At 50.4% G+C, this 14,487-nt stretch carries 12 protein-coding genes; 9 read left to right on the top strand and 3 right to left on the bottom strand.

The window, feature by feature from the left end:
• Nucleotides 1–213 precede the first annotated feature (213 nt).
• Complete coding sequence (locus G3M70_08140; protein QPJ61848.1) at nucleotides 214–2,871, top strand: valine--tRNA ligase; 2,658 nt, start codon at nucleotides 214–216, stop codon at nucleotides 2,869–2,871.
• A 335-nt stretch (nucleotides 2,872–3,206) separates the two neighbouring features.
• Entirely contained in the window at nucleotides 3,207–5,015 is a 1,809-nt protein-coding gene (gene pepF / locus G3M70_08135; GenBank protein ID QPJ61847.1) for an oligoendopeptidase F, read from the top strand.
• On the opposite strand, the gene G3M70_08130 is transcribed toward pepF, so the two are convergent.
• Complete coding sequence (locus G3M70_08130; GenBank protein ID QPJ61846.1) at nucleotides 4,991–5,200, bottom strand: hypothetical protein; 210 nt, start codon at nucleotides 5,198–5,200, stop codon at nucleotides 4,991–4,993. The genes pepF and G3M70_08130 overlap by 25 nt on opposite strands.
• Nucleotides 5,201–5,226: 26 nt before the next feature.
• Here G3M70_08130 and G3M70_08125 point away from each other — a divergent pair, with 26 nt between their 5' ends.
• The gene (locus tag G3M70_08125) at nucleotides 5,227–5,937 is read left to right on the top strand and encodes a hypothetical protein (GenBank protein ID QPJ61845.1); all 711 of its coding nucleotides are present in this window, start codon (nucleotides 5,227–5,229) and stop codon (nucleotides 5,935–5,937) included.
• 43 nt (nucleotides 5,938–5,980) lie between these two features.
• On the opposite strand, the gene dacB is transcribed toward G3M70_08125, so the two are convergent.
• The gene (gene dacB, locus G3M70_08120; GenBank protein QPJ61844.1) at nucleotides 5,981–7,489 is read right to left on the bottom strand and encodes a D-alanyl-D-alanine carboxypeptidase/D-alanyl-D-alanine-endopeptidase; all 1,509 of its coding nucleotides are present in this window, start codon (nucleotides 7,487–7,489) and stop codon (nucleotides 5,981–5,983) included.
• 159 nt (nucleotides 7,490–7,648) lie between these two features.
• Between dacB and G3M70_08115 the strand changes: the two genes are divergently transcribed.
• Nucleotides 7,649–8,650, top strand: a complete 1,002-nt coding sequence (locus tag G3M70_08115) for an adenosine kinase (GenBank protein ID QPJ61843.1) — start codon at nucleotides 7,649–7,651, stop codon at nucleotides 8,648–8,650.
• 72 nt (nucleotides 8,651–8,722) lie between these two features.
• Here G3M70_08115 and G3M70_08110 read toward each other — a convergent pair whose 3' ends face one another.
• The gene (locus G3M70_08110; GenBank protein ID QPJ61842.1) at nucleotides 8,723–9,829 is read right to left on the bottom strand and encodes a hypothetical protein; all 1,107 of its coding nucleotides are present in this window, start codon (nucleotides 9,827–9,829) and stop codon (nucleotides 8,723–8,725) included.
• Between G3M70_08110 and G3M70_08105 the strand changes: the two genes are divergently transcribed.
• The 5 genes from G3M70_08105 to G3M70_08085 all read left to right on the top strand — a co-directional run bounded on the left by G3M70_08105 (nucleotide 9,828) and on the right by G3M70_08085 (nucleotide 14,391).
• Nucleotides 9,828–10,139, top strand: a complete 312-nt coding sequence (locus G3M70_08105) for a hypothetical protein (protein ID QPJ61841.1) — start codon at nucleotides 9,828–9,830, stop codon at nucleotides 10,137–10,139. The genes G3M70_08110 and G3M70_08105 overlap by 2 nt on opposite strands.
• A gap of 11 nt (nucleotides 10,140–10,150) precedes the next feature.
• Nucleotides 10,151–10,801 carry an HAD-IA family hydrolase gene (locus G3M70_08100; protein ID QPJ61840.1) on the top strand — a complete coding sequence of 217 codons (651 nt, stop codon included), beginning with the start codon at nucleotides 10,151–10,153 and terminating at the stop codon, nucleotides 10,799–10,801.
• Nucleotides 10,802–10,857: 56 nt separating this feature from the next.
• A complete protein-coding gene (gene mpl / locus G3M70_08095) occupies nucleotides 10,858–12,279 on the top strand; it encodes a UDP-N-acetylmuramate:L-alanyl-gamma-D-glutamyl-meso-diaminopimelate ligase (GenBank protein QPJ61839.1) in 1,422 nt (473 codons plus the stop codon).
• Nucleotides 12,276–13,388 carry a hypothetical protein gene (locus G3M70_08090; GenBank protein QPJ61838.1) on the top strand — a complete coding sequence of 371 codons (1,113 nt, stop codon included), beginning with the start codon at nucleotides 12,276–12,278 and terminating at the stop codon, nucleotides 13,386–13,388. Before mpl ends, G3M70_08090 begins: the two co-directional genes overlap by 4 nt.
• A 94-nt stretch (nucleotides 13,389–13,482) precedes the next feature.
• Nucleotides 13,483–14,391: a radical SAM protein gene (locus G3M70_08085; GenBank protein ID QPJ61837.1), complete on the top strand. Its 909-nt coding sequence runs from the start codon at nucleotides 13,483–13,485 to the stop codon at nucleotides 14,389–14,391.
• Nucleotides 14,392–14,487: the final 96 nt, after the last annotated feature.

Genomic DNA, 14,487 nt, shown 5'->3' with positions numbered 1-14,487 from the left:
CTGCTTATAGACAAGGGAACGTTGAATCCCCTTCGCAGCAGGGATCAGGGAAAAAAATATTTGTTTGCTGTCCGGGTAGACCGCTGTACAATGCGCCCCTGCTCAATATCGAATTGAAATAAGAATTCGCCTCTCAATTTCTAAATTCACCCAGTTAACGGTTTTAGAAATATCAGGCATTTAAAGAGTCTTCGACTCCAAGCTAAATAATCAATGATCCAGTTGGACAAACAATACAATCCGGAAAACGTCGAGGAACGGTGGATACAGTTCTGGGACGAAAAGGGTCTGGCAAAGGGAGATGAAACCCGGCCTGGCGAAACTTTTTCCATGGCGATCCCCCCGCCAAACATCACAGGCTCGCTTCATATCGGTCACGCCTTCAACAACACGCTGCAGGATATTCTGGCCCGCTGGAAACGAATGTCCGGTTTCAGCACTCTTTGGCAACCGGGTACGGACCATGCCGGAATCGCCACGCAAAACGTGGTCGAACGCCAATTAAAAGCAGAGGGTACCAACCGTCATGATATTGGACGTGAGCAATTTATTGAGCGGGTCTGGAAATGGCGCGATGAATCCGGCGGGACTATAACCAAACAACTCAGGCGAATGGGGTGCACTCTCGACTGGGAACGCGACCGCTTCACCATGGACGAGGGTTTATCAAAAGCAGTCCGTGAAGTTTTTGTCACCCTCTATGAACAGGGTCTGATCTATAAAGGCGATTACATCATCAACTGGTGTCCGCGCTGCCACACGGCCTTATCAGACCTTGAAGTCGAGCACGAAGAAAAACCGGGAAAGCTGTATCACATCCGGTACAAGTTTAAAGAAGGAGAAGGCGAACTGGTTGTCGCCACCACACGTCCGGAGACTCTGCTCGGTGATACTGCGGTTGCAGTCAACCCGGATGATGACCGGCATCAGGCTCATCACGGAAAAAGCGTTGTTCTTCCTTTGCTCAACCGTGAAATTCCGATCATTCTTGATGATTATGTCGACACCGAGTTTGGAACCGGTGCTTTGAAGGTGACCCCGGCTCATGACCCGAACGATTTTGAAATTGGGAAACGACACGAACTTCCATCCATCAATGTCATGGACATCGACGCCCGGATCAATGCCGAGGGCGGCCCTTATAAAGGGCAGGACCGGATGGAAGCACGGGACAATATTGTTAAAGATCTTGAAACCGCTGGACTGCTCGTCACAATTGAGGACCATGTTCACAAGGTCGGGCATTGCTACCGATGTCGAACAGTCGTAGAACCCTATCTATCCAAACAGTGGTTTGTGAAAACCAAACCCCTTGCAGAGCCTGCGATTGAAGCTGTCAAAAGTAAACGCATCACCATCACTCCACAGTTCTGGGAGAACACCTACTTCGACTGGATGGAAAACATCCGCGACTGGTGTATTTCCCGCCAGATCTGGTGGGGACATCAAATTCCAGCATGGCACTGTAAACAATGCGACCAATTTACCGTCACGCGTGAAGACCCGACTGCTTGCAGCGGCTGTGGTTCAAAAGAAATCACCCGTGAAACAGATGTTCTCGACACGTGGTTCAGTTCCGCCTTGTGGCCCTTTTCCACCCTTGGCTGGCCCGACCAGACGGAATCCCTCAAAAAGTTTTACCCGACTACCGTGATGTGCACGGGATTCGACATCCTGTTTTTCTGGGTAGCCCGGATGATCATGATGGGTTTGAAATTCATGGACGACATCCCCTTCGAGCATGTTTATATCCACGCACTGATCCGGGATGCAGAGGGTGCCAAGATGAGCAAGACCAAGGGAAACGTAATTGATCCTTTGGTGATGATGGAGCGCTACGGTACCGATGCCCTCCGATTCACACTGGCTGCCTTTGCTGCACAGGGTCGTGATATCAAACTGGCTGAAGACCGTATTGATGGGTATCGAAATTTTTGCAACAAACTCTGGAACGCCTCACGGTTCGCATTCATGAATCTGGAAGGCTACAACGGGACCTGCGCCCTGGAAAAATCCGATAATTGGACATTGGCTGATCGCTGGATCCTGAGTCGTCTCAATGCCACTGTTCATGAAGTTGATCGCACCTTGACCCAGTTCAAATTCAATGAAGCCGCTCATGCGATCTACAAGTTTATCTGGAACGAGTTTTGCGACTGGTACATTGAGCTTTCTAAATCCCGATTGCTCTCCGATGGTCCTGAAAAACGCATTGCACAAAATGTTCTGATCCATGTGTTGGAAGCCAGCTTGAAACTGCTGCATCCCTTCATGCCGTTCATCACTGAAGAGATCTGGCAAAAGCTTCCAGCAGAGGGCGACAGCATCATGATCGCCCCATATCCGGTGCCTGACCTGAATGCAACTTCTGCCGAGGCGGAATCCCGGATGAATATTTTGATGGCTGTGATTAATGGAGTTCGGAATATTCGAGGCGAAATGAATCTGAGTCCGAAACAGAAACTGAATGTAACTGTTCAATGCGAAAACCCGGACACTATTTCGGAGATTGAAAAATCTGCACGCTATATCAAGGAGTTAGCCAGGGTTGAGGAACTCCACCTGGGTGCCGACAAGGAAAAACCAAAGGTTGCGGCCACCTTTGTTGATGGTAACCTGCAAGGGCATGTCGACCTTGAAGGGTTGATGGATTTTGAGGAAGAAAAGAAACGCCTAGAAAAAGAGTTGAAAAAAATCGAAAAAGACTTCATAAATATTAGTAAGAAACTATCGAACCCGGAGTTCATTAAAAAGGCACCTCCCGAAGTTATTGAGAAAGACCGAAAGCGACAGGATTCACTGTCCGAGAAGCGAGCCAAACTCCAAACACATTTAGAAACGATTGAACAGGCAATTTCCTCACTGTCCTGAGTGACGTTATTCCAACCTATCGAAATTGAAATTGCCGCAGATTATCCGGGGCGCCAAAAGATGGCTATGACCCACGGACCTTTTGGCCGGCAGGTAGCCGACTAATCAAATTAGCTTACTAAACCTGAGGGAACAGAAATCCTGCTCGTATTTTCACCTCTTGCGTGTAAGCCGCCCGAAAAGGGCCAAATTGCCCAGAAGCAAAAGATTGCAGGGCACCTGAAAAAATTAATTTTGACAACGAGTTCTCCTGTAGATTTCAGGAGAAAGCGCGTTGCCAGTAATGAAAGTTTTGAATTATCTGAGACTCTTTTAAAAATGGTTTTCTTAATTTAATGAGCACTTCAACAGAACCCCTTACTCGAGATCAGGTCCGGGAACAAAACACGTGGGACCTGGATGGGTTGTACGCTTCCTCCCAGGCATGGGAAGCAGACCTGAGTTCCCTGGACTCACAGCTTAAGGATTATGCTGCCTACCAGGGAACCCTTGGAGAATCCGCAGCCAACCTCAAGGCTTGCCTTGAATTCGATATGAACTATTCCCGCATCCTGGACAAGGTATACACCTTTGCTCATTTACGGTCCGATGAAGACAAGACCAATGCGTTGCAACAGGGCAACCTGGAAAAATCAATGACGCTTCTCACCAGGTATCAACAGGCCCGAAGCTTCATAATGTCGGAAATCATGGCCATACCTGAAGATACCATCTCATCCTATCTTCAAGATCCAGAGCTTGAATTCTACCGTTTGTACCTTGAACGGCAATTACGATATCGAGAACACACCTTGTCGACAAAAGAAGAAGCGCTTCTGGCAGGTGCTTCTGAAATTGGCCGTACCCCTGGAAATGTCTTCAGCATGCTCGACAATGCCGACATGACTTTCGACAGCATCAAGGATGAGGATGGAAGCGATATCACCATCACTCATGGAAATTTCATGAGCCTGCTCCAACGGCAGGATCGTGCCGTTCGCAAAAATGCTTTTGAAACGTTCTACCAATCGTACGATTCCCATCGTCACACGCTGGCCAGCCTGCTCGGCGGAAGCCTCAAAAAGGATACCTTTTTTACCCACGCCCGAAATTTCAAGACTTCCCGTGAGCGAGCCCTGTTTGGAGAGGATATTCCGGTATCGGTTTATGATAATCTGATCGAAGCCGTTCACCGCAAACTATCGCCCTTGTATCGATATTTTGAATTGAGAAAACGCGTTCTTGATCTTGACGAACTTCATACCTATGACACCCATGTATCGCTGGTAAAAGATTGCCAATGGAATATGCCTTTTGAGGAAGCAGTCGATGAAATCACTGCGGCCCTCCATCCGCTGGGTGGAGAATACGGGGCTATCGTTCGTCAGGGTTTACTTGATGACCGCTGGGTCGACCGTTACGAAAACTCCGGCAAACGCAGTGGTGCCTACTCCTCGGGTTGTTATGATTCAAACCCGTTTATCCTGATGAATTATGTGGACGACAATATCAACAGCGTGTACACGCTGGCGCACGAAGCGGGTCACTCGATGCACTCACATTTTTCGAGGACCCACCAGACTTACCTGTATGCGGATTACACTGTTTTCGTAGCAGAAGTTGCCTCAACGTTTAATGAGGCCCTGTTGACCCGGCACCTCCTGAGCCAGGACATCAGTAAAGATATGCGCATCTATCTTGTCTGCCGGGAAATCGATAATTTCCGCGGAACACTCATCCGGCAAACCATGTTTGCGGAATTCGAATATCAAATTTATGCCGCGGCAGAAGCGGGGCAACCGCTTACCGCCGATGCCTTTCAGGAGCTTTACCATCAATTGCTGGAGCGGTATTTTGGACCGGGTGTGAAGCTGGACCCTCAGCTTGACCTGGAATGTTTCCGCATCCCGCATTTTTATTTCGGGTTTTATGTCTATAAGTACGCGACGGGAATTTCCGCTGCTTACGCCCTGGCCCAAAGGGTCCTGGATGGCGGAGCTGCGGAACAGGAAGCCTACCTGAACTTCCTCAAAAGCGGTGGGTCAAAATTTCCCATCGATCTTTTAAAAGACGCCGGTGTCGATATGAGCACACCGGATCCCGTCGAAACGGCGCTGGACACATTCACCGGACTGGTCGATCAGTTGGAAACGCTGCTCAATTGACACTGTCCCAACCATGCATTATCCACGTCGAGTTTTTTAACCCCCACGTATAAAGGATCGCGTTTTGAAAAAGCCATCTCATTCCAACAATGGCCGCCGCAGGTCTCACCAACCCCGTAAACCGCAGAACCGTACTGCGAATCCACCCACACAGCAAAACCGGCACCGGAGTCAGAACGGTTCACAAAACAAACAAGCGACTGAAATGTGGATGAAACCCACTTCAGACACATTGACGTCCCATATTCCCATGGGGAGTAAACCGGGACAACGCGAAAACAGCAACCAGAACCAGAACAGCCGCCGCCCGGGTCAGGGACAAAGCAACGGTCGGTCGCGTCCGGGACAACAACAGAACCGGTTTGGAGGATCGCGCAATTCTTCGAATGAACGCCAGTTCAAAAGCAAACCGTACACACCGCCTCCTGCCCCTTCTGCTTCACCTGCTAATGGAAACGGAAATGGGTCAGCTCCCGCAGAAAAAACTCCGGCAGCTAAAACCAGTCACAGCAATTCTCTTCCTGAAGTGGCTCCCGATATTCCACGTCCAGCAGGACTCAAAAGGCTCACAGCAGACATCGAACCTTTTGAACTGTTCTGTGCTTATCATCTGGGCATCACGCAAGACCGGGGCTACAAGCCATCTAACATTAATGAAGTTGCCAGACGTTTTCGCACGGACCCCGCCACAATAAAACAGGCTCTCAAGGAGTACAGCATGGATCCTGCGGCTCTCATGGACCGTGATTTTGACATGGCTCTGGGACAACTGGATATCCAGGTTGCGCCTGAAGGAGTCGACCGCAAGGAACTGGCAAAAAACATTTACCAGGAGTTTCTTGAGTCTGAGGTCATCAAACGGGATTGGGGAAAAATTCTGGAGGAAGACCGCAAAGAGAATCAGAAAATTTTCAAGGACTGAATAAAATATATAACTGTCAGGTTGCTTTAAAAAGATAGCCTTACTAGTTCAAATCACCTTTATTGGTTTCGGGAGCACTGTCTTCCTTTCGGGAAAACTTGAGCGCTTCTGCCATGATAGAATTTTGCAGCCGGTGCGCCCGGCCGTTGGAACACTTTAAACCGTTCATCAAAATTGAAAAGGCGAAAGCCTCACCGTCCTGGGATTGGAAAAACCCTGACAGACTGCTGACGTGATTGAGCGTCCCGGTCTTGGCGCGTATTGTCTGCGCCCTGCTGTTTCGAACCATGCGGTCTTCTACGGTTCCATCGAGCCCCATGATTGCCATGGCCGATACAAATTCAGGAAACACCGACCAGTCCCCATGGACATCTTTCAACACAGCAATCAACTGTTCCGGCGACAACCGGTTCTGTCGGGAAAGGCCGGAACCGTCTGAAATGGAAAATGCATTTTCTGCAAATCCCAGCGACTTCAAATAATCCCGTACCAGTTGCACTCCTTTCTTGGTTGTGCCCGGGGCACCAAATTCCCGTGCAGCAAGGGTCCGGACAATCTGCTCTGCAATAAAGTTATTGCTGTACTTGTTCAATCCCTGAAGAATATCTGAAAATGGCAGGCTCTTGTGCTCGTGCAGCTCCAGAGCCCCTTGAGGTACCGTACCCACCTTCACCTTCCCGGTTACCTCCACACCCGCCTGACCCAGCATTTTTTTAAAAACGGCGCCTGTGTATTCAAGTGGGTGGGTGATGTTCAGGTAATACGTTTTGCGTCCAACGTTCAGAGGTATGGAACCGGAGACGGTGACCACATCCTGCCCACCCTGATGATGACGGTTCACAATAAGTCGTCCACGCCGAGCCTTTTTTTTGGTAACGGCAGAAACTTCAAGCCGGGTATAGGGAGTGGACGGATCTATCACCACAACAGGAGCATCTCCCGACCTTTTTCCCGGAGCAATGTGTACGGCGATTGTATTGAAGTTGAAGGACAGGGCGCTGAGCGGAGCGAGATAAGCTTCCGGCCCGTTGTAACCTTTCCAACTGGCCACCTTGAGACCTCCTCCAAAATAGGATCCATCCATGATGAGGTCCCCTTCTATTTTATCCAGCGGCAGGTTCTTAATTTCATTGACCAATAGCCACATGCGTTCTGTAACCAGAAAGGGGTCCCCAAATCCTTTAAGAAACATATCCCCCTTGAGCGTGTTTTTGGAAATCGGGGCGGTGCCATACACTTTGGTGGGGAAATAATAGTCCGGTCCCAGTTTGCGCAAAGCCGCCGCGGTTGTCACCATCTTCATATTCGAGGCGGGAACAAACAACTGGCTGGAGTTTTTTTCGTAGAGGGTTTTGTTTGAGGTGAGGGATACGATCTTCACTCCGGCACGCGCTCTTCGGGAACACCGGTGGGAAAACAGGTCATCGATTTTCTTCCTGAATTTACTGGCGGAAGGGCTGTCGTCGAGTGGCTGCGCGAGGAGGAGACCGGGTACCAGCATTAAAATCAACACCAGAAGGCCCGTCACCTTATGCAATACGGGGCGTCTCATTAACTACGAGTGTACAAATTCACAGCCTCCAATTCAAATCTGATTTTACAAGGATTCCTCTGCGGTTCTTATCAGGTTCAGTTGACTTGACGGTTTCCACGCGGTTGGTATAGTGTCACTTTCAATACTAAAACCCCTTTTCCTTAGTAGGAGCGGACAATGGAATTCGATGTGGTGGGAATCGGAAATGCGCTGGTCGATATTGAGGTCCGCGTTGAAGACGATTTTATCGAGTCACTGGGAGTGGTTAAAGGTGGCATGACCCTGTCAACAGTGGACGATCAGAAAAAAATCCTGAAGGCTGTGACCGACAAACCCAAAAAAGTTTCCTCCGGCGGCTCGGCTGCGAACACGGTGCACGGCATCGGCGCTATGGGAGCCAAAGGCTATTACCTGGGACGGGTAGCAGACGACGATTATGGACGACATTACACAGAAGACATGCGGACCTGTGGCGTTGGGTTTCCTGGTCCCGATGGAGCCCCCGATGGAACCGGCACCTGTGTAGTACTGATCACCCCCGACTCAGAACGCACCATGTTCACCCACCTGGGTATTTCTTCCCAACTGCATCCGGACAACGTCGATGAGGCTATCATCGACAAGTGCGGCACGGTCTACATTGAAGGCTATTTGTGGACGGGAGAAGAAACAAAACAGGCAGCGGAAAAAATGGCCGATATCGCAAAAAAAGCAAGCGTTCCGGTTTCTTTTACCCTGAGCGACGCGTTCATCGCCAACAGTTACCGCGACGCTCTAATCGACTTCATCCGTTGGAAAGTCGATATCCTGTTCTGCAACGATGTGGAAGCCTGCGCCATGTTCCAGACGGACGACACCGAATACGCCTTCCAGCAACTCAGGGGAATGGTCGATACCCTGTTTCTCACGCGGGGTAAAGAAGGGGCCTGGGCATCCAATCTGGAAAATGAAAAAGTGGTTATTGGTTCGTTCCCAGTCGACGCGGTCGACACCACTGGTGCAGGCGATTTGTTTGCCGGCGGTGCACTTTTTGGCCTCGCCCGTTTCCTGCCTTTAAAAGATGCGGCAATTCTCGGTTCCTACTGTGCAGCCCAGGTGGTTCGACACATGGGTGCCCGTCTGCCATCCAGCGCCATTGCTTCAGTCGAGCACATCCTCAACCGTTACCCCGGCCCCTGAACAGGGAAACAATGGCGTTAATACCTGATTCACTTTCATCCCAACCTGGATCAGGCCAAGTCATACGAAAAACTATTTCGGAGGCTTATGGGTCAGATGAAAATCTGTCCAGGCTGCACAGTGACTCAGTGCATAGGCCTCAAATCCCATCATCCTGGGTTTCCATACCGGTTTTAACCGGTTATAACAATCCCGCGCCACCGCCTGGTGATAGGAATCGACAATGACCAGCGGGTCACGGGACTTTGTGGAACCTGCCGCTTCCTGAAAACGAACTGATTTCATGGCGCTGACATTTGCTTTGCGCGAGTCATAATAATATCGCAACAGTTGGCGCAGCTCATCTTTGGTTCCCGTACGCGGCCCCCGCCCCGAAAGCCAGGCGGAAAATTCCAGTTTCGATGCCCGCTGCACACCCAGGACCTGACCATAAAGATCCACCGTCTCAAAGCGAGGACCCGGAAGAGCCCGGGCCCCACCAATACCTGCAAACATCATCACATTTTCCTTTGGTAGATGGATGATGGTGTTGCCAAAGCCATGGCCGCGCCCCGGATAGATCAAATCGATTTTTTTACCACCAAAATTCAGTGTGTAGTTCTTTCGAAATGCCAGTAGCGGGACGGGCCGGGCAGTATCCTGATATCGCCTCAACAGGTACTGTGCTGATTCATGGGCAATAATCTGGGAGCCCTCTGCAAACAAGTGCGCATCCCCTATCCGGTCGAGGCCTGCACTGGAGTAAATCAGGAATTTCACCGGCAACTTCGTCACGGAAGCAATTGCCTTTTGTATGAGCGGACCTGCCCCCCGCACCGGGTCGGCGAGTATCACACCACCCGTTGTAACCATAAACAGAGTGTTGTAATGTCCAGTTGAAAAAAAATAGACATCATCCGCAAGTTTTTTTAAAAAATAACCTGAAGCAGGTAGCGCAGGCAACATTTCAACATACCCATCGCTCACTACGGGGGCACCAGACACAGTAGTTCCGCTCATCGAACCAGTTGGCGAGGTTGTAGAAGGGATGCCAGTGCCCGGTTGTTGGCCGGGAGGGGTATTACAGGCGCTCAAAAAAAGAAGTAAACCTGCCAAAAGACAGGGGATGATGGATTTGGTACACTGGGTTCCCCTCTCGCCGATATAGGCGTAGAACCCTTTTTGCTCAGGAGGTCTCATGAAAAACCTCTGGCGTTTTGGTTGTGTCGCCGCTTTGCTATTGGTTTGCATAGGTTGTGGCTCGTTTGGGAAAGACTTTGATTCGGACATGGTCAAGGAGATCAAGAACAGGCAAACTTCTAAAACGGAAATCCTCAACTGGTTCGGAGTGCCTTTCAAGGAAGGCAATGAAAACGGACTGGAAATGTGGACTTACCAATACGATCAATATTCCATGGGAAAATCAAATTCCAAGGACCTCGTTATTTTGTTTGATAAAACCGGCCTGGTCAAGGCTTACCGTTTCACATCCAGTTTTGACAAGGAATAATAAAGCCTTTAATGACACCACACCGCTTTCGCCTGCTGGCTTACGATTTTGATGGCACCCTGGTTGACACCAAGGAAGATATTGCACTTTCGGTCAATCTCGCTTTACAAGAACTCGGTCTCCAGGTGCGGGAGCAAGAGGAAATTTATTCCTTCGTCGGCCACGGTGTGTTCAACCTGATGAAAAAGGCACTCGGGGAATCCAACCGGTGTGATATCGACTTTGCTGTTGATGTTTTCCGCAAACACTACCGTGTCCATGTGTTGGACCGTACGAAGTTTTACCCGGATTGCGAACCCATCCTTGATCATTTCAATTCAAAGCTGCAGGCCATCGTCTCCAACAAACCGGTGGAGTTTGTTGAACTGATTCTAGCTGGTCTCAACCGGCGGGACAGCTTCATCAGTGTTTACGGAGGGGACAGTGTTGAAAATAAAAAACCCGATCCTGAAATGGTGGTTCATCTCCTCAAAAAGCACGACATACTTTCGAAAGACGCGCTCATCATTGGAGACAGTCCTCAGGATATAGAGGCCGGGCGTCGTGCCGGGGTGGCCACCTGCGGCGTGACCTGGGGCTTAAGACCGCGTTTCGAGATCGAAAATGCCCGCCCGGATTTTCTTATTCACAATATAAATGAACTGAAGCAACTGGTGATTTAAAAACTGCGCCCCAAGATTGACAAGTCCCAGGCTTGCCCCTACAATTGTCCGATCGAATGAATCCCAACGAAATCAAAAACTTCCACCTGATCGCCGTGTGCGGCACTGGTATGGCCTCTCTGGCAGGGCTGCTCAAGCAGGCCGGTCACAATGTTGCCGGATCGGACGCCAACATCTACCCGCCCATGAGTACCCTTTTGCAGGATTTGAATATCCCGGTAAAACCCGGCTACAAGGCCGGGAATATCACTTCCGACATCGACATAGCGGTCATCGGTAACGCGGTCTCAAAAAACAACGAAGAAGTGCAAGCGGTCCAACAGCAAAACATCCGTTACCTCTCTTTTCCTGAAACCCTGTCACAGTTTTTTCTTGAAGGAAAAAAATCCCTGGTGGTCACTGGCACTCATGGCAAAACGACCACCACCTCACTACTGGCCTGGACTCTTTATCACGCTAAACGCGATCCCGGTTTTATGGTGGGCGGCTGGCTCAAAAATTTTGACAGCAACCACCGCTATGGAAATGGCGAACACTTCGTCGTTGAAGGCGATGAATACGATACGGCTTTTTTCGACAAGGGTCCGAAATTCCTGCACTATCAGCCCCACGCAGCCATAATGACCGGCATCGAGTTTGACCATGCTGATATTTTTGACAACCTGGACCAGATCAAGGACGCCTTCTTAAAGTTTATCGCCATCATCGATCCTGACGGATTTTTACTGGTGGCCCACGGCGACCAGAACGTTCAGGATGTGATCGGCAATGCCCCCTGCAATATTGAAACCTACGGATTTTCAAAAGATGCTGACTGGGCGATAGCAGATTATCAATGGAACCGCGGTACAGGCAGCTTTAACCTTCTTCACAAGGGCGAAAAAGCAGGTGAGTTTTCTTTGCCCATGACGGGCCGACAGAACGCGTTAAATTCAGCTGCTGTCGCTGCACTGTGCCTGCGACTCGGGCTGAAGGCTGAAGAAATTGCAGCCGCTTTCAAAAATTTTGAAGGCATCAAACGCCGGCAGGAAGTGGTCGGGATAGAAAATGAGATTACGGTCATTGACGATTTTGCACATCACCCCACTGCTATCGACCTGACTCTGGCAGGAATAAAAGAGGCCTGGCCCGAGGGCCGCCTCTGGGCTGTATTCGAGCCTCGTTCAGCCACCTCGCGCCGCAACGTATTTCAGGAGGCTCTCCCTAAAAGTTTCGGGCCTGCCGACCGGGTAGTGATCGCCGCCCCGTTTGCCTCAGAAAAAGTCCCGGAGGAGGAACGGCTCGATCCCCAGGCCCTGGTGAATTCAATCAGGTCCCTTGGCAAGGAAGCCTGGCACATTCCGGATGTTCAAGCCATCGTCGATCATCTTGGCCGCGAATGCCGACCAGGGGATGTCGTCATGATCATGTCGTCCGGCGGATTCGACGGAATCCACCGACGCCTGCTTGAACTTTTGAAAAAGGTGAGTGGACAATGACCCCGTTCGGCCAACTCAAACTGGAAGTGATGGCACGTGGTGTGATTCCCGACGAAGGAGTACGCCGGGCCGCTGTCCAGGGTATTGAGGGATCTGCGGAGTTAAAAGAAATCTCCTTTGTATTAGCCGAAGATCTTTTTGTTTCCTCCCACATTGGGAATGTCGGTGGCGATGCTTTCCCCTTGAGTTGGCAAAACGATCACCCGGTTTTATACGCGCACGACAAACAGCACAGTGTTAGTCTGTTGCCGCGTCCCAGGTTTTTCCGACAGCTTCAAACTCCTTCCGGTGCCGTAACGGGAGATATCAGCATAGACGGCTATTGCCTCAATATTTATATCAAGGCCCTCCCGCAGGAGAAAAAACTAAGTCGCGCGGAAAGCCAGGTGTTGTCCTGGGTACGATCCGCATTCGATGAAGGTTCCGCTTGCTTCATCCAGATCAATATGGACTACTGCGAATCAGCAGACCGTGGGTTCCACTTTCTGGAACCTCTGGTTCGAGCCATCAAGAAAAACTTCCGCACTTTTGTTGCCCTCCGCGGCTTTGCACCAGAAGACCTCACGGGTCTGGATCGTGTCTACGCTTCCGGTGTTGATGTCCTGATTTTGCCTCTTGAAGGGTTTTCCCGATCCGCGCAACTGGAAGAAATCATGCCATCCGAACACGGTCACCGGGCACTGGAATATGCGGCGGGTGTGTTCCCCCAGGGCTCTGTCATGACCGAATTAAATTACGATGCGAGCAAACTGGACCTGCTGTACAACAAGATCGATTTACTCACTCAAAAAAATATTCTGCCTCTGATGATCCTGCCAACGGATGGAATAACGGGAGACGATTTCGAGTCGTTCCGGGATGTGGTGGATCAACTGGAACAATCGGCCGCCCGACAGCGACTCCCTTTAAAATGGCTGTTTCCTTCCGTGCGCCACGCTTCCGCTCTGGATGCCAGTTTTTATACGGACGCTCCGGCAAAAGCAAAACTGGCCCTTCGGCCAATTTATAAATCGACCCTGGGTAAAACCGCATCGGAAGGCTTTGCCGCCCTGCGGCGTGCACTTCGCGTCAAAAACATCAGCGACTCTTACGAATCCTCAGGCCTCTGATCCTCCTGTAAGGGTTTCTTCCGCCAGACGACAGATCCTTATATAGTGCAAGGTTTCTGTTTTACCCCTGCTCCCTTTTTGCTAGGCTGAACTCATGGATTTTGTACCAAGACAACCCATTCCAGAAACCGCTCCCGTGGTGGAACGCATTCCCGAGGTTCCTTTCACAGGACTCCAGACCCTGTGGCTGCAGGTCGGAGGCACGCTCTGCAACCTGTCGTGCAACCATTGTTTCATCAGCTGCCATCCTGAAAACCACAACATTCCCATGATGACTCTCGGCAAGGTTCGGGCTCATCTGGAAGAAGCAAAGGCTCAAGGTGTGCAGGACATTTACATCACTGGCGGAGAAGTGTTCCTGAATCCCCAGATCATGGAAATCCTGGAAGCCATTCTGGAATACGGACCCTGCCACGCACTCACCAACGGCACCACCCTGAACAAAAAACGGGTAGAACAACTTAAAGAGATTCAAGCCCGCAGCCGCCATCCGCTCCACTTCAGAGTCAGCCTGGACAGTCTGGACGAAAAAGAAAACGATTCCGTGCGTGGTGAAAACTCATTTCGACAGGCCACCGAAGGTATCCGCAATTTGTCGGCGGCCGGATTTCCCACTCATTTGACACTGGTGAGGAGCTGGGATGAAGACGATGACCCGATCATGGAAAAGAAAACGCTGCAGTTTTTGAGCGATCTGGGTGCCCCCAACGGCCAGGCAAAATTCCTGCCAGGGTTCCTGATGGGTGAGCTGGAAAAAACAGCACGTGAATACCATGCGCATGAACGGGTAACCGAAGCCTGTTTCGAAAACTGGCCGATTACCAACCTCCAATGTTCGTCTTCCCGCATGGCAACTGAAGATGGCGTGTATGTATGTCCGATTCTGGTGGAAGAACCTTCCGCACGAATGGGAGCCAATATCAGCGACACTTTACGACCCTATCCCCTGAGCCATTCCGCGTGTTACACCTGCCGGATTTCCGGCATGTCCTGTAAAAGTTAAGCGGACATCCCTCCATTGCGGTAGCGTTATCCCCGTGATAGCATGTGTTTTATATCCAGCGCATTCCAACTCCAGTCTGTCCCAGACACAACTAAA

The organism is Candidatus Nitronauta litoralis (assembly GCA_015698285.1).
Classification (GTDB): domain Bacteria; phylum Nitrospinota; class Nitrospinia; order Nitrospinales; family Nitrospinaceae; genus Nitronauta; species Nitronauta litoralis.
This window is presented reverse-complemented; position numbering and strand designations above follow the sequence as displayed.